General features: G+C 38.4%; 18 protein-coding genes. 2 read left to right on the top strand and 16 right to left on the bottom strand.

Annotated elements, in window-relative coordinates:
* Window positions 1-5: 5 nt before the first annotated feature.
* From NMM13_RS05280 to NMM13_RS05205, 16 genes are all read right to left on the bottom strand, one after another.
* Window positions 6-482, bottom strand: coding sequence for an EbsA family protein (locus NMM13_RS05280; protein ID WP_049522867.1), 477 nt, complete (start codon window positions 480-482; stop codon window positions 6-8).
* A 94-nt stretch (window positions 483-576) separates the two neighbouring features.
* Window positions 577-3,102, bottom strand: coding sequence for an LTA synthase family protein (locus NMM13_RS05275; protein WP_254727749.1), 2,526 nt, complete (start codon window positions 3,100-3,102; stop codon window positions 577-579).
* Window positions 3,102-4,850: a rhamnan synthesis F family protein gene (locus NMM13_RS05270; RefSeq protein WP_254727751.1), complete on the bottom strand. Its 1,749-nt coding sequence runs from the start codon at window positions 4,848-4,850 to the stop codon at window positions 3,102-3,104. The genes NMM13_RS05275 and NMM13_RS05270 overlap by 1 nt, the downstream gene beginning before the upstream one ends.
* A 1-nt stretch (window position 4,851) precedes the next feature.
* Window positions 4,852-6,510 (bottom strand): glycosyltransferase family 4 protein, encoded by a 1,659-nt coding sequence (locus NMM13_RS05265; RefSeq protein WP_254727753.1) that lies wholly within the window; start codon window positions 6,508-6,510, stop codon window positions 4,852-4,854.
* A 17-nt stretch (window positions 6,511-6,527) separates the two neighbouring features.
* Window positions 6,528-7,730 carry an ABC transporter ATP-binding protein gene (locus NMM13_RS05260; RefSeq protein WP_118095650.1) on the bottom strand — a complete coding sequence of 401 codons (1,203 nt, stop codon included), beginning with the start codon at window positions 7,728-7,730 and terminating at the stop codon, window positions 6,528-6,530.
* Window positions 7,730-8,536, bottom strand: coding sequence for an ABC transporter permease (locus tag NMM13_RS05255; protein WP_003003247.1), 807 nt, complete (start codon window positions 8,534-8,536; stop codon window positions 7,730-7,732). Before NMM13_RS05255 ends, NMM13_RS05260 begins: the two co-directional genes overlap by 1 nt.
* Window positions 8,536-9,477 carry a glycosyltransferase family 2 protein gene (locus NMM13_RS05250; protein WP_254727755.1) on the bottom strand — a complete coding sequence of 314 codons (942 nt, stop codon included), beginning with the start codon at window positions 9,475-9,477 and terminating at the stop codon, window positions 8,536-8,538. Before NMM13_RS05250 ends, NMM13_RS05255 begins: the two co-directional genes overlap by 1 nt.
* Window positions 9,474-10,622: a beta 1-4 rhamnosyltransferase Cps2T gene (gene cps2T / locus NMM13_RS05245; RefSeq protein ID WP_254727757.1), complete on the bottom strand. Its 1,149-nt coding sequence runs from the start codon at window positions 10,620-10,622 to the stop codon at window positions 9,474-9,476. The genes NMM13_RS05250 and cps2T overlap by 4 nt, the downstream gene beginning before the upstream one ends.
* A 106-nt stretch (window positions 10,623-10,728) precedes the next feature.
* Window positions 10,729-11,580: a dTDP-4-dehydrorhamnose reductase gene (gene rfbD, locus NMM13_RS05240; protein ID WP_125826274.1), complete on the bottom strand. Its 852-nt coding sequence runs from the start codon at window positions 11,578-11,580 to the stop codon at window positions 10,729-10,731.
* Between the two features lie 65 nt (window positions 11,581-11,645).
* Entirely contained in the window at window positions 11,646-13,547 is a 1,902-nt protein-coding gene (locus tag NMM13_RS05235) for a hypothetical protein (RefSeq protein WP_254727759.1), read from the bottom strand.
* On the bottom strand, window positions 13,544-14,473 hold the full coding sequence (locus NMM13_RS05230; RefSeq protein ID WP_031574198.1) for a glycosyltransferase family 2 protein: 930 nt from the start codon (window positions 14,471-14,473) through the stop codon (window positions 13,544-13,546). Before NMM13_RS05230 ends, NMM13_RS05235 begins: the two co-directional genes overlap by 4 nt.
* A gap of 82 nt (window positions 14,474-14,555) precedes the next feature.
* Entirely contained in the window at window positions 14,556-16,034 is a 1,479-nt protein-coding gene (locus tag NMM13_RS05225; RefSeq protein WP_031574202.1) for a DUF2142 domain-containing protein, read from the bottom strand.
* Window positions 16,035-16,043: 9 nt separating this feature from the next.
* Window positions 16,044-16,820: a glycosyltransferase family 2 protein gene (locus tag NMM13_RS05220; protein WP_125826376.1), complete on the bottom strand. Its 777-nt coding sequence runs from the start codon at window positions 16,818-16,820 to the stop codon at window positions 16,044-16,046.
* Window positions 16,816-18,099, bottom strand: a complete 1,284-nt coding sequence (locus NMM13_RS05215; protein WP_254727761.1) for a lipopolysaccharide biosynthesis protein — start codon at window positions 18,097-18,099, stop codon at window positions 16,816-16,818. Before NMM13_RS05215 ends, NMM13_RS05220 begins: the two co-directional genes overlap by 5 nt.
* A complete protein-coding gene (locus tag NMM13_RS05210) occupies window positions 18,089-18,418 on the bottom strand; it encodes a DUF2304 domain-containing protein (protein WP_070673901.1) in 330 nt (109 codons plus the stop codon). Before NMM13_RS05210 ends, NMM13_RS05215 begins: the two co-directional genes overlap by 11 nt.
* A 1-nt stretch (window position 18,419) precedes the next feature.
* Window positions 18,420-19,154, bottom strand: a complete 735-nt coding sequence (locus NMM13_RS05205) for a glycosyltransferase family 2 protein (protein WP_070673900.1) — start codon at window positions 19,152-19,154, stop codon at window positions 18,420-18,422.
* Window positions 19,155-19,256: 102 nt separating this feature from the next.
* On the opposite strand from NMM13_RS05205, the gene NMM13_RS05200 reads away from it, so the two are divergent.
* Both NMM13_RS05200 and NMM13_RS05195 read left to right on the top strand, forming a co-directional pair.
* Window positions 19,257-20,237, top strand: a complete 981-nt coding sequence (locus NMM13_RS05200; protein ID WP_254727763.1) for a Gfo/Idh/MocA family protein — start codon at window positions 19,257-19,259, stop codon at window positions 20,235-20,237.
* Window positions 20,234-21,319 carry a DEAD/DEAH box helicase gene (locus NMM13_RS05195; RefSeq protein ID WP_254727765.1) on the top strand — a complete coding sequence of 362 codons (1,086 nt, stop codon included), beginning with the start codon at window positions 20,234-20,236 and terminating at the stop codon, window positions 21,317-21,319. Before NMM13_RS05200 ends, NMM13_RS05195 begins: the two co-directional genes overlap by 4 nt.
* The last annotated feature ends 24 nt before the right edge of the window (window positions 21,320-21,343 follow it).

The raw sequence follows: 21,343 nt of genomic DNA, 5'->3' as shown, positions 1-21,343 counted from the left end.
GCTTTTTATTTGTTTGCATAATACATCTCGTAGTAATCCACATGGATGAAATTGTCCGTCAGGATTACTTCTCCCTTAAAATAAGGATTTAAAGCAAGTGCATTGATAAAGTATTTTTTCGGCCATTTACGCATACAGAATGTTCGACTGCGCGATCCATCATTAAATATGAGCTTGATCGATTTCTTATTAACTTCGACCTTTTCGATCGAGTCAATCTGCACCTTGATTGGAGTAAAAGGATTGGCTGTAATAATCCGTAAGATCCCATCCTCATAGATCGTGAAGTAACGATGGACCCCAATCGCGAGCAAGGCCATAAATAAAAAGAACGAAAACAAAACTAGCGTTGGCACACTAGAGCTCTCATACATCAAGGCCAGTCCAATAAAGACCGGAATCACTGCAATGGACCAATAAGTCACAAGAATAGATAAGTCCGGTTGCCAATGATAATGGACCTTTCCAAATATCTTAATCATGAGCGTACCCCCATCTAATAGTTTAGCATAAAAAACAAAAAAAAGGGAGCCAGACAGCCAAAATCACAAAGATTTTTACCTGCTTGCTCTCCTTTTAATTGGATTTATCAGTTGGAACTTTAAAGAAGTCTTTAGAAAGGTAACCTTTCCCACTAATCAAGTCGTATTCAACCATTTTTAAATCCTCTGCAATTTCTTGTGCTTCTCCTTCTAAGGCCTTTTTATCGACACTTGCTTTTTTCAATACTTCTGTCAACAAAGCATAGTAAGGCGAAACTTTTGAATTGGTCTGTTCAAAGACCATAGCAGAGAAATCACTTGAATTGACCAAAGGATAGTTCAATTTCGGTGCATCAAAATTACTCCAAATGAAGTAGTCTGTCTGATACTGACTCTCCGGATTATTCTTAAAGGCGGACTCAGGATAAAGACCTGGCAAGTGATCTCCATAGAATACCACTGTAATCTTCTTATCTATTTTAGAAAGACTTTCCAGGAAAGATTGGGTGGCGGTGTCGGTTTGTGAAAGCAAGCGACTGTAGAAGGTTAGTTTTGAATTTTCTTCATCACTAAACCCTTTACCTTTACCATCCAAAGATTCTGGATTTGCTTCCAACCACGGTGTATGATTTTGCATGGTCATCACAGAAAAGAATTGTCCGGTTTTGTCGTTTAAATTATCTAGAACAATATTATAAGTGGATTCATCACTCGGACTGATTCCTTCATTTCTATATTTGATCCCTTTTGTATTGATCGTAATGAAATCTTTGAAATCTAACCGCGAATACACAATATCCCGAGAATAATTCGATTTACCTGCCAAGTGAACAGCAACCTTATTCTGTTTCGAGTATGCATTACTGATAGATGGCACATCATGGATCTTAGGAAGGACTTCCGTATACAAGACAGATACAGTTTGCGATAAATTGTAGAAAGGTAAACCTGTCAGAGTCTGGAACTCCATATTTGCAGTTCCACCCCCATAACCATCCGATTGCATTTGCCCACTCGTATGGGTCTTCATGATATTCTCAATATTTGGAATTGGATTTTGCGTCAGTTCTACTCCCTCAACTTTTCTAGGATCAGAAAAGCTTTCACTCAGTATATAGATGACTGTTTGATCGTTTAAGTAGTTACTTCTCTCCTTATTGATCTCATTCGACAAATTAGTATATTTTTTGACTATCTTTTCAAGACGTTCTTTTGAATAACCATCCGGTTTTAGAATAACTTCTGTTGTTAATTGATTCATCCAAACATAGGACAAGCCCTTATAACGTGCATTGGTCGTATTGCCTAGCCAATTAATATCCTGATAATTGTTCAGGGTGCTAATAATTGGTACATTGGCCTTGATCTTACCGTTTTCTTTATCACTGAATATTCCATTGACACTCTTAAAACACAAGAGCATCATAGCGATAGCAGCAATTTGAATTTTCCATGAGGAAATAATTCTTCCCTTGAACAGGTACTTTTTCCCAACAATTAGTAGACAAACCAGAAAGACCACCAATAAAAGGATGTAAAACATTTGCGCTTTGTCCACAAAACTCAAAAGGGTCATTGGTTTACTTAGCCAAGTTAAATCACTCGGTAAAACTGGTTCATTCCTCATTCCAAACTTAATGGAATTAGCAACCACAAAAGCTATGGAAACAATGGAAATGAGACAGGTAGCGATCCAATATTGATTGATACAAAAATAAACTAAGATGAGGATCGCTGTCAGAATGAGAATTTGAAATATGATGGCATCTGGAATCGTGTAATGAACGCCTAAGAAGGGTTCTGTTCGCCCTAAACTGATTTGAATGAAATAATTCAATACAATTGCTATCGTGGTACTAGAAAAGAACGCTAAAGAAAAACTTGGTTTGTTTTTGACGAAATCTCGTTGCCCTTTTGTGTATAAAAATCCAAGCAAGGAAATCAAAGGAAATAGAAAATATAAAAACTCATTTGTCAACCAGAATTGTTGGGCTGAGTATTTGCCAATTTCAAACGCCTTATACAAAAAATTATCTGTCCTGTAAATAAGGGTCGAAAAATTTTTGTCTGTTACGATAAAAGTGATCAAGAGTTGTGACAAGATCAGATACTGATAGTTCTCCCCTATCTCTTCTCCTCCTTTTTTCCGACTAGGGAGCTTATCATAATGCTGTCGCAATAGAACCAAACCACCTGTAGAAGCAAACAGAAGGAAAATAAAAAGGAAGGAATCCATTCTAAAGAATGGATTCTGATCAAAATTCCAAACCTTGTATTTTGGATTATTCAAATAGATCGTGATTTCCGTCAAATAAGATAGAGTATTGTAAACCAAATAACTGACAACCAGTTTGAATGGAAACCATTTTTTAAAATTGAACTGGGATAATATTGGAACTAATAGTAGGAAACTTATTCCAAATAAAATTCCTAAAAAATTGACATATTGTAAGACTGTACCAGTTGCCTTGTTGTGAACAGCAAGATTATTCTGGGCTAGATAAAAATTAAAAAAAGAAAATAGAACGAAAGTAATCAAATAATACCACTGGGTTCTTGAGACTTTTGATAAAACTGAGAGGATAAATTCATTAATATTAAACTCTTTTTTCCGTTTCATTATTTCACTTTCTTTATCATTCTTTTTAGTATATATTTCACAGCTCTTGCTGGTCCAATCACAATATACTTCAAGGCTCCTTTGATCCCCCCAATTTGATTAAAGTCTACAAAGGTATGGGGTTGAAGATCTTCGCGATTGTTCAATTGCTTATTATCGATAAAAGGTGTCAGAACATGTGGGTTTTGAGAGATCCTAAAGTCATACTTTTGATCCCAAGCAATGTAGATCAACAAACGTTCGATCGCATGCAATATCGAATTTTGAGGTAAAGGTTCGGCTGGAACATTTGCTGCTGTCAAATTCAAATCAAAGAGTGGTTTCAAAGCATCGTATTTAAACCAAACAAAGGTTCCATAACTCATAACAAAGGTATTGAGATTTTTGAAGTCAATCGTCTTGGCCGCTCCCATCCGTTCCCAGAGCTTGTTCATCTCTGGTGAAATAAGAGCCTCATTCCAGGCAACCACTATTCGATTGTAACGGAAGAAAGTTGGAATATCTGCGATAGTGATTCCGACTTTTGGATTGGCTTCCATATTGGCCAGGATTTGATCAGCCGGTTTGACCAACATCTCGATCAATTCTTTGCGCCAAGATTCACCTGCCCAGAAATCTGCTTCTTTAGATTTCTTAGTATGGAAATGGCCAACATAATCATATTGAGAAAGTTGCTCTTTTAAGAGCAGCATTGGCAGCACATCTCGTCCAATATTTCCAGTCACCACAACCGTCGCATCTTGTGCCCGATTAGAAAGAATTTTCTCAATAGTCTGCTTCTTCTCTTCTACATCTGTCGTGATCCATAAGTCATAAACAAAATGAAAGGCTTGAAAAGCATCTAGAAATTCTTCCAAGAGGTCCACATAAAAGACATGGAGATGAACCGCAACTTTTCTATCGAAATTCTCTGCCAATTCTTGGTTTTTCACGTACTTACGCGATAACAAATACGGATAGTCCGGACGATCAATCATAGACATGTGGTTGAGGATCAAATCTAATGGATAGTCCGATATACGTTCCAATTCGTCAAAAATGTAAGGAATGATTCCTTCATTATTCGCAATGGTTTTGACTTTGATAAAAGGAACCTTATGACGGAGAATCGCTGTTGGATTGTAGTAAGAAAAGTCCGGATAGAGCATCCCTGTGGTGTCTTCATGAATGGTATCAAAAACAGTTTTATAGCGAAAACCAGCATCCAAGAAATTCGTTGTGACCTTGGTCTCGTAGTGATCAATCACATCTTGAACATTGGTGAAGTCTTGAACACCCTGCCAAAATTCTGGGAAGGCGTTTGATGTCAGCACCTGTTTTTTAAAACTGAGATAATAACTCTGAATATGCTCGTTAAAATCCTTGTCTTTCCGGTAATTGGTCATACCCCAGAAATCTACTTCATCATCATGTTCAAACTGCTGATAAATAGGTTCTAGATCCCAAAGCGGTCCAAAGCAGGTATCATTCATGAGGGTAACAGAATCAAAGTGAGCCAGTTGATCAAAGCCGACTGTCTTCATTCCATCCCGCCACGCCGCAAAGTCAAAGCCACTATTTTGGCGCTCTAGAATATCGTCTACCAACTGTTGCGAGAACAAATGATCCTTCATATCTTCTGGTAGCTGACTATTGGAGATAAAGACCACCCGTGAATACAAGGGGCGAATCTTTTCTAATTGATAGAGTACATGTCCACTAATAAAATTGAACTTATTGTAGTGAACATATAAAAGTAAACGTTGCATATTATTTCCTTATTCTTAAGAATTTCAAGATCTTTGTTGGAATGGTCCAACGGCGAGAATGGATGACGGAATTGTATTCATGAGATAATTTTTTATGATTCTCATGTAAGTTGAATAGGTGTCTGCTAAATTCTTCGTCACTTTCTTTTTCATAGGAGAATTGAAATTGATTACCTGAACTATTCGAAAGATCAAACAGAATATGTGGATGGGTATTAAAGAAAACCAAAACATCCTCGAAATCAATTCCGTTTGAAGTTACAAGAGGAATTTCTCTTTGATCCTCCAATGCAATCAATGACAATTTTTTATAGGATCCCGGAAATTCTGAAAGTAATATTTTTAGACTCTTTTCCTTTTCAAGCTGGAAGATAATAGAGCCCTTATTTTCCATTCTCTCTTTTGTTATTTCATGGTAGGCTGAGTGAAGTCCATCGTTAGAAGCTGAAATCACCACCTGAGATTTACCAATTACTTCGAGATCACGATTATTGAATTTCATCCCCAAAAATCGAGCATACTTAGAGGAAAGCTTTTGGTTACCAATTGGCGTTTCTACTTCAATGTTATCTTTAAAAACAGCATAGATCGTCTCAAGATTATATTTCTTTCGAGCGAGTTCTTGATCCAGTAATTGTTTTTCTTTATAGCTATCAAAATTCTCAATCACTGTAGCCATTTGTTGACTTAGCAGATCTCTATCTCCTAGTGGATATAAATTCCCAGATTCTAAAAATTTACTCGAAGACAAATGACCTAAATTATCGGAAATGATTGCCGGAACTCCATTGAGGACTGATTCCACAAATACTAAAGAAAATGTTTCTAATTTAGCAGGCAAGACGAGGATATCTTTATCTGTCACCAAGGACCATGGATCCGAGTGAAAACCAACAAAAGTCACACGATCTAGATGATGCGTTTGAATATAGTCATCCATCAACTTTTTGTACTGCTCATCCCATCCTCCGATAAAAATCAGTTCGATATCTTTCCGATTTAAACCATTATAGGCTGCAAGCAACTCAAGCTGATTTTTTCGTTCGTTAATTCCACCGATGGATACAAAACGAGAAACAGTAGAATTCTTAAGAGGTCGCTCTTGAACTTCTGTATAGGGGATAAACGGAATCAATTTATCAGTCGTAAAATAATTCGTTAGAGTGTGATACAATTCCCCTTCTACTACAAAAATTTTATCAGACAAATCATCAATTAAGGGAATCAGGTCCTTATAATAACCGAACTCACCAAAAGGAAATTCATGAATAATATAAAAATGTCTGGCCTTTTCACATGCAGCTGCAAATGCCCCCTGAAACACATTGACTGTATTCGAAATAACCAGTTCGATCTGTTCGTTCTGAATGATTTCTCTTACTTCCTCAATATTCTTTTGTTGAGAAGCTTGGATTTCTAACTCTGAAATGTTCAGCGTCTTAGATTCAGGCCACCACCACTGATTGGTTTTTAACTGAAATAGTTTAATTCCAGTTGTATCCATATGACGGAGATAGTCTTTATCAATGTGTGGAGCATTATCCGGTATCACATTATAAACTTCGTGACCTTGCTGAACCAACAATTTCATTAGGTTCACAATCGATACTTCTGCTCCACTAAACATGGCTCCAACAGGAGATACAAATAAAATTTTCATAGCCTACACCAAAGAAATTATTCCCACTTACCTTGACGGATCAACAAACCAGTCGAAGAATCCAACTCCGAACGATTTGTTCGATCGACTACCCGATCTATTGAAAAGACTGGAGGGTTCGTTGTTGACAATATTGCTAAGTTTTCTTGATTTTCATCTCTTAAAAATGCTACTAGTCTTAACTTCACATGATTAAAGTACGGCAACTTACATTTATAAGTGATTTTTTTAGCACCGATACCGGATAATGGAATATCCATGGAATTATCGTTGTACAGTCCATTTCCAGTAGAAATATCAACAAATGAAAAGGCTATATGAGGATTAACAGACTCATCTAATAGATTAAATGAAAACTCAATCACCACCTCATCGTCAGGAGTTACTTTCTTAGGAGAAAGCAATCTAGCTGTAAAATCTTCAACTTCCGTTGTGACCAAGCCCTCATCTTCATCTCCATGATGATGTGAATTCGATTCCAAGTTGTCAAAACTATATTGATCAGAAACGTCAAAAGGATCACCAATGGCCTTCACCAAGCCATTTTCAATCAAAACAGCCTTGTTACAATATTTCTTGACGGCTCCCATATCATGGGTAACCAGAATCGTGGTTTTCCCTGATTTTTTCCGTTCTTGGAAGTAATCGTTACACTTGCGCTGGAAGGCCTCATCTCCTACTGCTAGGACCTCGTCCAAAATCAAGATATCGCCTTGGGCCTTAATGGCAACCGAAAAGGCTAGACGAACCTGCATGCCTGATGAGTAGTTCTTAAGCTTTTGGTTCATGAATTCATGCAACTCAGCAAAGTCTACGATATCATCATACATGGCATCAATTTCAGCTGTTGAGAAGCCCAACATGGCCCCGTTCATATAGACATTTTCACGACCAGTCAGTTCCGGGTTAAAGCCTACTCCAAGCTCAATAAAGGACACCAGTTTCCCATCTATAGTGACGGTTCCTTTTTCTGGCACATAGATTTCAGAAATGATTTTTAAAAGAGTCGATTTTCCAGAACCATTTCTTCCGAGGATCCCGAAAAAGTCTCCTTTTTCTACTTCAAAAGAAATATCCTTAAGAACATGTTGTTCTTTGTATCCTTTGATTCCTTTGAAGCGATTGACCAGGGCAGTTCGAAGGCTATTGGTTGCCTCTGTTGGCAACTTAAAGTACTTGCTGACATGGTCTACTTTTACTGCAATTTGTTTATCTGTCATTAGAGAATCTCCGCAAATTTCTTAGCATGTTTGTTAAAGTAAGCAAAGCCAGCAACAAAAATAAGAATTGGCAAGACATAAGGAATCAGAACCAAGAACTTATTTTCCACCAAAAGCCAGACAGGGGTGTTGGCCTTATCAATCAAGAAATAACGCATGTCTTGAATAATTTGAGCCAAAGGATTCATCATGACCAACTTAGCAGCCCATGGATTGCGGTCTGCAATAAAGGTAATCGGATAGATAATTGGCGTCGCATATAGGCCTGCTTGCAGGAGTACTTCCCATACTTGACCTAAGTCACGGAAACGAACAAAAAATGTCGCTAAGATCAGTGCGCATCCTGTCGCCATCAAGAATAACTCAAAGAACAACGGAATGACCATCAAGGCTGTCCAAGAGAATGTCACCCCATTGAAGAATGAAAAAATCAAGACCACTACAAGGTTAATAACAAAGTTGATGGCTGCTCCTGAAATCGCAGACAAGACAATGATGTGTTTGGAGAAGTTCAATTTTCGCAACAAGTCGCCTCGACTAACAATCGACACCATCCCCATAGATGTTGCTTCTGAGAAGAAGCCCCAGATTACATTGGCCAACAAGAGGGCAACTGGGAAATGGGGCACATCTCCACCCAAGCGTAAGAATCGGATGAAGACAATATACATGATCGTAAAAGTCATCAGGGGCTTTAAAATCGACCAAAGATAACCGATTGCTGATCCCTGGTAGCGTAATTTAAAGTCTGTTTTGATTAACTCTCGTAATAAAATTCGATTTTTCTGACTAAAAACGTCAAACATTATTTTTTACCTCGATATGCAAACTTTGTCAGAATCAAGCTGGTAAACACAAAGGTGTGAAAGGCTCGGTTCTTCCGGTAACCATACTGACGAATCCGTCTCAGACGTTCTTTTAGTGGAACATCCATAATGGTGACAAAGTTTTCAATAATTTCTTTAGTTTGGGAACTGACAGGCAGATCCAATAGATTTTTTGCTTGTTCTTGACTAGACTCTATGAGATTCCAATACTTGGCAAACAGCACATGGGGTCGGATCCAATTTTTAACCCGTTTTCTGAGGGTTCGAGCACCCAGAACATTGCTACTGTGCTGACGGTACAATTCTGTTGGTTGATCGATATAGATGAGCTTCCCAAAGGCAGTTGCCAACAAGGCCAAATACCAATCATGCATAAGGAGCGCATGTTTTTCTTGACCTGTCCATAACTCCGCCAGAGCGTGGTTAATCATGGCAACTCCGCCAGTTACCGTATTTTCCGTCAACTCTTGAATCAGTTCGGTATTGGCATGATCAGACTGGGTGCGAATCATACTCTCATGCTGCACATTCAAGTTTTCATCGACCACTTTTAAATCTGTGTAGACCAGCAAAGGCACTTCTTGAGGATGCTTCTCGGCTTCTGCTACCTGAAGAGCAATCTTTTCAGGAAGCCAGACATCATCTTGGTCACTGAAGCAATAAAGATCAGCTTTTTCATATTTCAGAAGCGCATGGAAGCTCTTGATAACTCCGAGATTTTCAATAGCTCCTTGGTTGATAAAACGAATGCGCTCATCTTGGGCCACCAACTCTTGAATAATCTTCACCGTACCATCTGTCGACCCATCATCTCGGATCAAGAGTTGCCAGTCTTGATAAGTCTGGTCTTGGATACTTTTGACCTGCTCTTTTAGATATTGTTCACCATTATAGGTGGACAACAAGATATTTACTTTCATGATAAGAATAATTCCTCGTACTCACCTACAATTTTTTCCCAGGTAAAGTTTTGCTTCATATTGGCCTTGGCACGTTGACCCCATTCAGATACATCTTCTAAAGAATCAACCCGATCAATCAAATGCGCCAAATTTCCAGTTTCTTTAGTCCAATAGTGAGCCGAATCCTTTGCAACCGTTTGGTTAAAGGAAACTCCCAAAACTAAATTCAGATCCGTCTGAGCAAGAGCCTCTAGGAGACCAGGATTGGTTCCACCCACTTCATGACCATGGATATAGGCAAAGGCTTCTTTACGGATATACTTCAACAGGTCTTGATCATAGACCGTTCCTACAAACTTAACACGAGGATCCTGATCAAATCCAGTTCGAGCTCGGAGCTCCTCAAAATAAGGATTGCCTTCCTGGTTACAAATGATCACCAAATCCCGTTTGGTGGAAGAGGCCATAAATTCACGAATGGCGGTCTCATAATTATTTTCTGGGACAAAGCGGCCCAAGATCAAATAATAGTTCTTCTCCTGTGTCTGCCATTTCTGATAGAATTCTCGGACCTTATTATCCTGACTATTTAGGCTAGTCGGAGACAAGTCCGTTCCGTAGGCAATATAGGTCGTCTTGGACCAAGGGTAGGCTTCCTTGATATAGGACTCAATACCAGGGTTGTCTGAAATTACTAAGTCCGCATGGCGCGTCATGATCTTTTCAGAATACTTGAGATAGGCTTGGATCGGCTTGGCCCACTTGGCCCGCTTCCACTCCAGTCCATCTGGGTTGATATAGAATCGGCCACCCATCTTATGGATCTTGCGCGCAAAAGGCGCCACAAAGGCTCCGATTGTATTGCCCAAGACGTAAAAAATCGGCTGTTCAATTCCTTGTTTCTTAATATGCTTCAAGGCGTAGTTGATGGCCATCATATCATAGGCGATGACACGCGCAGGCCCAAGCCTAGGGGCTTTAATGGTAAAACAATCGACACCCTTGAAGTCAAAATGTTGATAAGCTTGATTATTAGAAAGGCAGGCAACATGATATTGGATATCTGGAGACACTTGATGCGAGACCAATTGGTCCACAAAAGTCTCAAAACCGCCATATTGAGCCGGAAGCCCACGACTTCCGATAATAAAAACATGTTGCATAGAGTTCCCTTTCAAATCATTCACAGTCTATTCAATTATATCATTTTCTAGGCTTTTTGCCTAATCCAAACAGAAAAGCGACCCTCAAGGGCCGCTTCTATTGATCTTATTTCACTTCTTGTTTATAAAATTCTTTCAAAGCATCTTTCCAAGTTGGAATAACGAATCCTGTAGCCTTAGCCTTAGCCAAGCTCATCGTTGAGTTGAGAGGGCGTTTTGCCTTAGCTGGGAATTGGCTAGAATCCACTGGTTTCACTTCAACATCCGTATCTTTGAGGATTTCAACTGCAAAGTCATACCAAGTTGTATCTTCTTTCGCATCGTTAGACAAGTGGTAATAACCATACTCCTTACGGTTTTCAGCCAAATAAGTCATGAACTCTGCAAGAGTACGTGTCCAGGTTGGACGACCATGTTGGTCATTAACGACTGTAAGTGTTTTGTGAGTCTTGGCAAGGTTTTGCATGGTGAAGACAAAGTTCTTACCGTAGTTCCCGAAGACCCAAGCTGTACGGATGATATAGAAGTTAGACACATGCTTCTCAACCAATTCTTCCCCCATACGTTTGGTACGACCGTACTCTGTTTGAGGATCTGGTTGATCGTCTACTTCCCATTCTTGTCCCACTGGTTTTTTCCCATCAAAAACGTAGTCTGTTGAGATATAAACTAAGGTTGCACCATGTTTTTCAGACGCTTTTGCTACATTTTCCGTACCAGTCACGTTGATCGCATAGTCCAACTCTTTACCTTCATCTTCAGCAGCATCAACAGCTGTGTAAGCAGCACAGTGGTAGACTAGGGTTGGTTTCACTTCTGCGAATACCTCGTCTACTTTTTCTGCATTTGTGATATCCATTTCAGCCACATCAACAGCTACATATTCTTCATTTCGTTCATCCAACAAATGGCGAAGCTCTGTCCCAAGTTGCCCATTTGCTCCTGTAATTAAAATCATGTTAAATTCCTTTCAAATGCTTTTTCCCTATCATTATAGCAAAAAAAGCAGAAGTTTTCTGCTTTTTAAGATGGGAATTGCTCATTATTTTTTGAATACTTCTGCTTAAAAATAAAGAATACCAGTATCCAAGAGATCCATTCTATCATGAAACCAAGATTCTGTATAAATGTCTTGTGATAAGAAACTTTGACATGGCCAGAATTTCGAATAGATAAATAAATTTTTCCGTTATTTAAAACCTTTTCTGAGACAGTTGGTTTCCGATCTTTTTTATTTTCTTTTAATTCTGATTCGGTAAAAGCACGCTGTTTCAACACAGGTTGAGAACCTTCTGCACCCTTAGAATATTCTGCGCGATATCCTTTGTACCATATCATTGGTATAGAAATAGTTGTTTCTTTTTTATCATCAGGAACCTCTATATCGAATTCTAAAAGATTGTATCTCTTTTTAATAGTTGATATTTTTACATCCTTAGCTGTTTGAAATTCTGTAAATTGTGGTAAGCGTATATCTTGGTTATTGATATCAAGATTATAATATTCATCACCTACAGGATCAATATATTTTGATTTGTCCCCTCTATATACTGATTTCAGTAATTTTTCATTCTTTTTATTATCATCCCGCATCTGTTTATAGTTTTTTGAAGAGGTATCAAATTGAGGGACAACATGATTGAAATAGAAAGTTAAACTCAAGATGCATAAGACAATAGAGAAAAATCCATTTCTATTTGTTACAGCAAGAAAGAATAGGAACAAGAGGGGAATGAAAAACAATAGACGCCCTGAATACTGCATACTCCCTAAAAAAGTGTATTTCAATACGGAATTCCAAGGCAGAAGACTCGTTGCAGAAAAATATAAGATCCAACAAGTCCAAAATATGGTTTTACTTAAACTCCCTAGACGGCGATAAAATAAGATCACCATCATACTCGCATAGAATAGGCCATCTCGTACGAATTGATGGATCGGCCACTCTAATGGTGTGAAAGGTTTATAAAAACCATATCGATCTGCTTGAAATGGAAAAGGAACCAAAAAGGTATCTTTCACATTGACAGGAAAATTTCTCGCTGTCCATGTGAAGAAAAATTTTTGTGATGAAACCTGTTCCAGATATTGAAAAATGTATCCTGCCGATAAACATAAGGCAAACAAGATAGAAAATACAAAAGAGATAATCTTTTCCAGTGTGATCCTTTTATAATTTAAACATAAAAATACCGCAGAAAAAATTGCTAATATGATCGTTGATAAAATATGGGTTTGAATTAAAAGCGCTACTACAATCCCTAAATAGAGAGGATTCTTTTTGTTTAAGTAGAGCACTCGATAAATAGAATAAATAAGAATTGGGACAAGTGGCACTACCATGGTCATTCCAAAACCAAATAAGGTGTAATAACAAGGAATGGTCAAGGCCACTACTATACCAGTCACCTTATTTTTTACTATTTTTGAAATAACAATATAACTTGTTAGGCTTGTACCAAGAGTGATCAAAAATGCAAATATAGAATAAGCAAGATTTCCATCGTTGGTCATCATATAAACGATGGCTGACGGATAAAACTGCCAATTTCCATAAAACATAGGAGAAGCATATCCCGTACCGAATGCAAATAAAAAATTCAGATTGGGGAGTAAATCCCAATGCTCAATGGACTCTGCTAAGCCGACAATGCGGGATAAATGAAAGACATAGTCATATGAGCGACTTTGAAAATTGATCAGATTGAAGGATACAAATGTAAAAATGAGCGCATAGGAAGTTAGTAATAGGTAGACCAACTTATTACTGATTTGGTTGAAAACATCTATAAGCCGGTCAATATGACTGCGGATCACTTTTACCATATCCAACTGATTGATTTTATCGAGGAGCCGATCAACTCCCTCGTAAAATCTGTCTATCTTTTGCTTAGCAGCAAGACTCATAGGTAGGATATTCTTCATTCTTCACTTTTCTCTTTGATCACATAGATTGGACGTTTCTTGGTTTCCATGAAGATCTTACCAATATATTTCCCTAAAATCCCGATGGTCAATAATTGGAACCCTCCCAGGAAAAGAATCACTGTCATGAGGGATGGCCAACCTGAAGTAGGATCCCCAAAGACCAAGGTGCGGATTACAATCAAAATCATCATGATAAAGGCCAAAATCCAAGATAACAGTCCACCAATAAAGGCAATGTTTAATGGTGCATCCGAGAAATTGACAATCCCTTCAATCGAATACTTAAAGAGGGACCAAAAATTCCATGACGTCTCTCCTGCCACGCGCTCGACATTTTTATATTCGAGGTATTCTGTCTCAAATCCCACCCATGCAAAAATCCCTTTTGAGAAACGATTGTACTCCGATAACTCCATGATAGCATCGACCATGGGACGGCGCATCAAACGGAAATCACGCGCCCCGTCAACCATTTCCACTTGGCTAATATGATTGATCAATTTATAAAACATCCGTGCAAAGAAAGAGCGAATCGGTGGTTCCCCATCACGGGTTACGCGTCTCGTTCCGACACAGTCTAAATCCGGCTGTTCCTCCAACCTCTGCTTCATTTCGATCAATAACTCCGGTGGGTCCTGCAAATCTACATCCATAACTGTCACATATTCACCACTAGCACGCTCAAGTCCAGCATACAGCGCCGCCTCTTTCCCAAAATTTCGAGAAAAAGAAAGGTAGTGCACACTTGAATCTGTAACATGTAGCTTTCGAAGAACAGATAGTGTACCATCTGAAGAGCCATCATTTATAAAAATATATTCAAACTTTTCTCCCATCTTCATCCGAACGCGTTCCATCTCTCTATAAAACAATGGAATCGATTCTTCTTCGTTAAAACATGGGACTACAACTGATATGGTCATCTCTTACTCCTTGACTTATTCACTTTCTATTGTAACAAAAAACTAGGGTTTCCCCTAGTAATAACTTATTTTAGTCTTTTAATTAAACTGCAGCATATAAAACAGAGATGGTTTGTAGTAATGTTAGAGATAAAATAATGAGACTGCTTTGTACTACAAAATGATCAGAGAATTTTTGTTCATCTGGAACTCTTTGCTTAAATAAACTACAAATAACTGGTAGACAAAGAGCAACAACACCCAAATAATATCGGCCTTGAACTCCTAAAACTTCAAAATTTCCAACTGGTGTCCAGGTCAGATACAAGGTCAAAGAAATTAAACCAATAATTGCAAGAGAAACCAAACTTGCCCCTACTACTGATACTTTTGGAAGTTTGATCTTCCCAAAATTTGAAAAAGTAATCAAGCTATAAAGAGCATAAATTGGAATAAGGACTTCTGACATCGACAAATCTAACCAACCAAAGGTGTAGAGTTGATTCAAATGACTGACTGATAATAGCATCTCCTTCAAAATCACTGGAAGATACCAATGAGGTTTCGAAATGATACTAATCACCTGAGACTTCACATCCGCTCCATCTAGTTTAAAGTTCTCAATTCGAACTTGCTGGGTAAGAACATACCAAAAGATCGTAAATAGAAAGACAGCAGCAATCAAAGCGAGAGAAACGAGATAGTAGTTTTTACATTGCGTTTTCTTTTTCGGTATAAATAGCAATAATCCTACAAGCAAGACATAAGGAAGCTTCATTGTTACAAGGATCACGCAAAGGAAAGCATAAAGCAATAAATCCTTAATTTTAACCACTTTTTCATCATCCGTTACATAGTTCAAAAATAATCCAATAATGATGTAGGTTAAACCTAAGGCTACACTATCTTGATTATAAGAAGCAGCTAGAACCAGATTCATTGGAAACATCGCTACCATTGTCATCAACTGCTTCGCTTTCCCACTTAATTTAATAGCAATAAGAGCTAAAATACAGTAAGCAATGACATTAAAAATTCGACCAAGATAATAGGAGACTCCTACACTCAAATTCAAAAACTTTCCAATCCCAAATCCAAGAGCCTGAGGGATATAACCAATAAACCAATATGAGTTGGTTGCCCTGTAATCCGTTTCTTTCCCAAACTTCACTTGTTTGGTCGTCTGCCCTTCTTCAAATAAAGAAGATTTGGTAAATGGTTTTTTGAAATTCTTATAAACATCAAAGTAATCTTCCGTAATATGGATGTTTTTATTTCCCATATTGACGTTGCCTTCCACAATATGAATCGTTCTTGAAAGGTGAACTTGTTCATCGGGCGTATTCAAAACGGGTGTAATAAAAGCAAAGGACAGACCACCAATGAGCATCGCAAGGAAGGTCCCAACATTCTTCTTCGGTAAAAGAAAAATGAAAAAAGCCAATACAACAAATAACGCTACACCAATTTTAGGAAAATCTACTAAGCGCTTTGTATAAATCACTGCAATACAAAAGGCCAAAACTGCGAAAGCTACTAAATACTTTTTATTTCGCTCATAACTATCAACAAAATATCCCATCAGTTTCTCCTACTTATTCGAATTTTGACTCTTCACATATTGTCTCATCAACAACTTGGCCATCCATTTAGGCCAGAAGAGTTGGTACATGTATAGATCTTCTTTACTACGCGTATTGTCTGCAATCGTTTTTGATGTTTCAGACTCTCCATGGATACGGTGGCACATGAGTTTGTCAGATACATAAGCAAAACGACCTTTGTACTCGCTGATCTTATACCATGCGTACCAATCCAAACTCACTCTCATTCCTTCATCAAAATAGAAATTCTTCAAATTTTCACGATTATAGGTGACAGCTGGACAACAAATCGGATTCCCAAAAGCCATTACACGGTTTCGCCAAAAGTGACTAGCAGGAAAAAGATTCATAGTTTTTAACATCAAGGTTTTGATCTTCAGATTTGTATTCGCAGGAATCTTATGGCCATCTTTTTCTTCAAAATAATCAGAATACCCAATCAACACATCTTGATTTTTTTCCATCTTAGCCAAAACTTTCTCAGCATAGTCCGGCTCATAATAATCATCCTGATGGGCGATGGTAGCATACTTCGTCTCTACAAAAGACATGGCATTGTTCCAATCCTTACCAATCCCACCACCTTGCTTGGTGTAAAATGGAATAGCATAACGCTGACAAAGTTCCTTGATCGAATCCAGTGGTGTTGAACTGTAACAGATAATCTGTGATTGGAGAGTTTGATTCTTCAAGGATTGAATACAAGCTTCCAAGTATTCGCTCTCACCATAAGCACAAATCACCCACGTATGTTGTTGATTAATGAGCATAGTCCTTCCTTTCTATTTTTCTTGCAATAAAATAAGCAAGTAAACTTCCACTAAAATAAACAGACATCACGATGAAAAAGCTTAAAGACGCACCTAGAAGTCCCATTTTTTGTACCAAATCATTATTTGTCAATTTGGAAGCTATAAACATGAATAAATACACAGGCAATAGATACGTTTGTTTTCGAATAACCGTCATGACATCCCCAAAAACAATCCCAATAGAATACAGAATTCCAGAAAAAACAAGGATGGCTAGGGTAGTACTATGCTGGTTTAAAGGTAAACCAAAAACAAGACTTAATATCGGCGTCCCGATCAAATAAGCTAGCACAGTTAATACCAAGCCGACACCCAAAACAATGACAAACATCTTCGCAATGATGGCATCAAATTTTTTCAATTCTTTATTCTTCCATAAGATCGCTAATTGCGTTGTTAAGGGTCTAAGAATTAAAATAAAGAGACTCATAAAAAACACAGGCATAAACAAAATATTATAATCCCGTTGTGTTCCTGCAATAAAGTGTCCCAGTCTAATTTCAGAGTCAATCGCGATTCTAGGTTCATTGAAAATATAAGCTAGTAAAAATCCACTGATAAAGAGAGGAATACAATTCTTTAAAATAGTGATCGCATCAAATAGGTCTCTTTTGAGATTTTTTACTGAGAAATCAATTGTTTCAAATTCTTTTGATTTTACATAATCATAACAAAATACAAAGATAAAGTTTAAAACAACTAAGTAAAGCAATGATTGTGTTAATGACTTTGTAATAAGCAAAAATGCCAACAAAAGAATCGTGCTGAAAGAATAACGAATGGTCATTGATTTGCCAGCGATATCTAATCGTTCGTGACGTTGAAACAATCCTTGGAAAAGATCTGAAATTGCCTCACACATACGAAATAGAACGTACAAGCCAATAATCGCAATTTTTGAACTCTCATGTAGATCAATTCCTGAAACAAAAAGGTAAGGAAAAAAGATCGCCATCATGAGTAGGAAAGAGAGACATCTGGCAATACTGTAACTGGTAAAGGAGTGTCTAAAGAGAACATCTGTCCCTTGGTAGCTTCGAACTTGAAACATGCCTACTACTACTAGAATCGCAGCAATCCCATAGGCAAGACTAAAAGAATCTGCTTCCATTGGCGAGGTCATGCGTGTAACGATCAATGTAAATAGTACAGATGATCCAGCAAATGCCAAGTTCCCTAACAGATTCCAAAAATACACCTTCTCCGTTGAAACAGGTTGATTATTCTTCATGCTCTTTTACCTGTAATGCAATCTTCTGAGACAATTGTCGAATTTGAACGGATTGTTTTGAGGTAATCCGAGTTAAAGAGAAGTTTAAATAGACAAGTAAACAGAATCCTAAGAAAAAGATTAGATTGCTTGGAACTTGAATTCCTAACATTTTTGATACCTGTCCAATCAAATTAGGAAACCAAATGACTGGCAACGAGACGATACAAAGAATAAGCCAAGAGATGACATTTCTCATTTCAACAAGCTTCTTTGCAACCAGTCGTAGAATATAAAGCATAAAAACAATTACAATAATGGTCAACCAAATATTTAGCATTTTATTTCTTATATCCTCCACCAATTCTAGCCAATAACATTGCCATAGTCACTTTAATCATATAGTAAACAGATTTGCTTAATGTGATAGATGATTCCCCGTGCTCTCGTTCGTTCATTAATACAGGCACTTCTGCAACTGAATATCCTGAGGTTAACAGGGACACAATCGTCTCTGGTTCTGGATAATCACTTGGATATTGCTTGGCGAATTCCTCAATTACTTTTCGGTCAGCAACTCGTAAACCAGAAGTTGGATCTGTTACCTTTTGACCCGTCAAAACCTTGATTAATTTTTCAAAAAATGAAATTCCAATCCGTCGCGCGAAGGAGGATTGGAAACCTTGATTTTCAATGAAACGAGAGCCAATCACCATGTTCACATTCTTCTCTTGAAGGACTTGAAGCATCTTTCTGATAAATTCAGGATTATGCTGGCCATCTCCATCCACTTGAACAGCATATTGATAGCCATTTTTAACTGCATATTGATAACCAGTCTGAACAGCACCACCAATTCCTAAATTAATCGGTAAATCGATAACGTTAAAGTTGTTATTGCGACAAATTTCAAGTGTATGATCTGTAGAACAATCATTGATAATGACATAATCAAATTCAGGTGTATGTTCTTCAATCATCTTGATTGTTTTTTCAATATTTCCACTCTCATTATAAGCAGGAATAATGATCAGTAATTCTGAATTTCTCAATCCTATGTTTTCCCTTCTAAGCATATCACTTCATTATACAATAATCAGTGCATATTTTCTACTTTATACTGTCCCCTCCCCCTTTTCATGGTATAATAGAGTGAATCGATGACGGAAGGACACCTTATGTTAAAGCTGGGAATTATTGGTACGAGTTGGATTTCACATGAATTTATTACAGCTGCTCATCAGACGGGCCACTATCACTTGCAGGCTGTGTATTCGAGAAAGATGAAGACTGCTCAAGAGTTTTGTGAGCCTTATGGAGCAATCTCTTGCTACACGGATTTCATTGACTTCTTAGACAGTGAACTGGATGTGGTCTACATTGCTAGCCCCAATTCTCTTCACTTCGATCAGGCCAAGCTTGCTATTCTGGCCAAGAAGCATGTCATCATTGAAAAACCGGCCGTGACCACCCCTTCTGAATGGAAGGAGCTGGTCAAGCTCGCTAATGAGCACCAGGTCTATCTCTTTGAAGCTGCCAGAAATTACCAAGAAGCAGCCTTTCAAGTAATTAAAGACTTCCTCTCTAACCAGGAAATACTGGGCGCCAACTTCACCTTTGCCAAATATTCTTCCAAATTGCCAGCCCTTCTTGCAGGTGAGATTCCTAATATTTTCTCAGATGTCTATGCAGGTGGAGCCTTGATGGATCTGGGAGTCTACTGCCTCTACTTGGCGATTGGCTTCTTTGGAGACCCCATCTCCAGTCACTACACCGCTCAGCAATTACCCAATTCGGTTGATCTCTATGGTCAAGGTGTCTTGATTTATCCAGATTTTCAGGTTGCTATTCAGGCAGGAAAAAATATCACCAGCCATCTACCTGCTGAAATCTACACCAAGACTGGAACACTAACTCTCAATGCTGTAACAGCCATTAACCAGGCCCGCTTCGTCAGCCATTCTGGGGAGGTTATCGACCTTCCGATCCAGCCCTGCCCACACCAAATGCAAGAAGAGGCGGAAACCTTTGCCCATGCCATAGCTGGTCACAAGGAGGCTGCTTATCTCGAATGGTTACAAACGGCTGCGCAGGTCCATGAAACCCTCTACCAGATGCGTCAAAGCGCTGGAATACAATTTAAGGATGAAAAAGAATGAAAGAACAATTTCCACAAATCTGGAAAGATCAGCTAGAAACACTCGGATTTGATACATTCACTGAAATTCAAGAGCAAATCTTCACCCCTATCTATGAAGGAGAAAATGTCCTCGGGATCAGTCCTACTGGTACTGGTAAGACACTTGCCTACCTCTTCCCGAGCTTGCTCAAACTCAAACCGAAGAAGGCCCAACAACTCTTGATTCTAGCTCCTAATACAGAGTTAGCAGGACAAATTTTTGATGTCACCAAGCAATGGGCAGAGCCTCTTGGATTCCAGACCCAACTCTTCCTGTCAGGATCCAGTCAAAAACGGCAAATCGAACGTCTCAAAAAAGGACCTGAGATTCTAATTGGGACGCCTGGTCGAATCTTTGAACTGATCAAGCTGAAAAAGATCAAAATGATGAATGTGGAAACCATCATTTTAGATGAATTTGACCAACTACTGAGTGATTCTCAGTACCACTTCGTCGACAAGATCAGCCACTATGCTCCCCGCGACCACCAACATATCTACATGAGCGCCACAGCCAAGGTCGATCCAGATCAGCTAGAAGAGAATACTCTTCGCATTACAGTTGATGGAGTTTCTTTGGACAATATCCAACATTTTTATATGCAAGTGGATCGGCGTGACAAGGTCGAATTGCTCCGCAAACTCGCCTACGTCGAAGATTTTCGTGGTCTCGCTTTTTTCAACAGCCTATCTGATCTAGGTAGTGCTGAAGAAAAACTACAATACCGGGGTGTTGAGGCCGTGTCGCTGGCTAGTGATGTCAATGTCAAATACCGCAAGGTCATCCTGGAACGCTTCAAAGACCATCAGCTAACCCTCTTACTGGCCACCGATTTGGTCGCTCGTGGAATCGATATTGAACATCTTGAATGTGTGATTAACTACGATATCCCCCGTGATGTAGAGACCTATACCCACCGTGCTGGTCGAACAGGTCGAATGGGGCGTGATGGCTATGTGATCACCTTTATCACCCACCCAGAAGAACTCAAATCCTTGAAAAAATACGCTTCTGTCCGTGAACTTGTTTTAAAAAATTCCGAACTCTTTTTAAATGAATAAGAAAATCCTCTGCTAGTAAATATA

Origin of the sequence: Streptococcus sp. CF8_St5-11 (assembly GCF_024295625.1) — a bacterium.
In the GTDB taxonomy this organism is placed as follows: domain Bacteria; phylum Bacillota; class Bacilli; order Lactobacillales; family Streptococcaceae; genus Streptococcus.
Note: the sequence above shows the minus strand (reverse complement) of the source record. Positions and strands in the feature narration are given on the sequence as shown.

Bases quoted from the DNA above. Each gene is read 5' to 3' on its own strand.
- NMM13_RS05280 (WP_049522867.1), bottom strand. From the start codon at position 482: ATGATTAAGATATTTGGAAAGGTCCATTATCATTGGCAACCGGACTTA.
- NMM13_RS05275 (WP_254727749.1), bottom strand. From the start codon at position 3,102: ATGAAACGGAAAAAAGAGTTTAATATTAATGAATTTATCCTCTCAGTT.
- NMM13_RS05270 (WP_254727751.1), bottom strand. From the start codon at position 4,850: ATGCAACGTTTACTTTTATATGTTCACTACAATAAGTTCAATTTTATT.
- NMM13_RS05265 (WP_254727753.1), bottom strand. From the start codon at position 6,510: ATGAAAATTTTATTTGTATCTCCTGTTGGAGCCATGTTTAGTGGAGCA.
- NMM13_RS05260 (WP_118095650.1), bottom strand. From the start codon at position 7,730: ATGACAGATAAACAAATTGCAGTAAAAGTAGACCATGTCAGCAAGTAC.
- NMM13_RS05255 (WP_003003247.1), bottom strand. From the start codon at position 8,536: ATGTTTGACGTTTTTAGTCAGAAAAATCGAATTTTATTACGAGAGTTA.
- NMM13_RS05250 (WP_254727755.1), bottom strand. From the start codon at position 9,477: ATGAAAGTAAATATCTTGTTGTCCACCTATAATGGTGAACAATATCTA.
- cps2T (WP_254727757.1), bottom strand. From the start codon at position 10,622: ATGCAACATGTTTTTATTATCGGAAGTCGTGGGCTTCCGGCTCAATAT.
- rfbD (WP_125826274.1), bottom strand. From the start codon at position 11,580: ATGATTTTAATTACAGGAGCAAATGGGCAACTTGGGACAGAGCTTCGC.
- NMM13_RS05235 (WP_254727759.1), bottom strand. From the start codon at position 13,547: ATGAAGAATATCCTACCTATGAGTCTTGCTGCTAAGCAAAAGATAGAC.
- NMM13_RS05230 (WP_031574198.1), bottom strand. From the start codon at position 14,473: ATGACCATATCAGTTGTAGTCCCATGTTTTAACGAAGAAGAATCGATT.
- NMM13_RS05225 (WP_031574202.1), bottom strand. From the start codon at position 16,034: ATGGGATATTTTGTTGATAGTTATGAGCGAAATAAAAAGTATTTAGTA.
- NMM13_RS05215 (WP_254727761.1), bottom strand. From the start codon at position 18,099: ATGAAGAATAATCAACCTGTTTCAACGGAGAAGGTGTATTTTTGGAAT.
- NMM13_RS05210 (WP_070673901.1), bottom strand. From the start codon at position 18,418: ATGCTAAATATTTGGTTGACCATTATTGTAATTGTTTTTATGCTTTAT.
- NMM13_RS05205 (WP_070673900.1), bottom strand. From the start codon at position 19,154: ATGCTTAGAAGGGAAAACATAGGATTGAGAAATTCAGAATTACTGATC.
- NMM13_RS05200 (WP_254727763.1), top strand. From the start codon at position 19,257: ATGTTAAAGCTGGGAATTATTGGTACGAGTTGGATTTCACATGAATTT.
- NMM13_RS05195 (WP_254727765.1), top strand. From the start codon at position 20,234: ATGAAAGAACAATTTCCACAAATCTGGAAAGATCAGCTAGAAACACTC.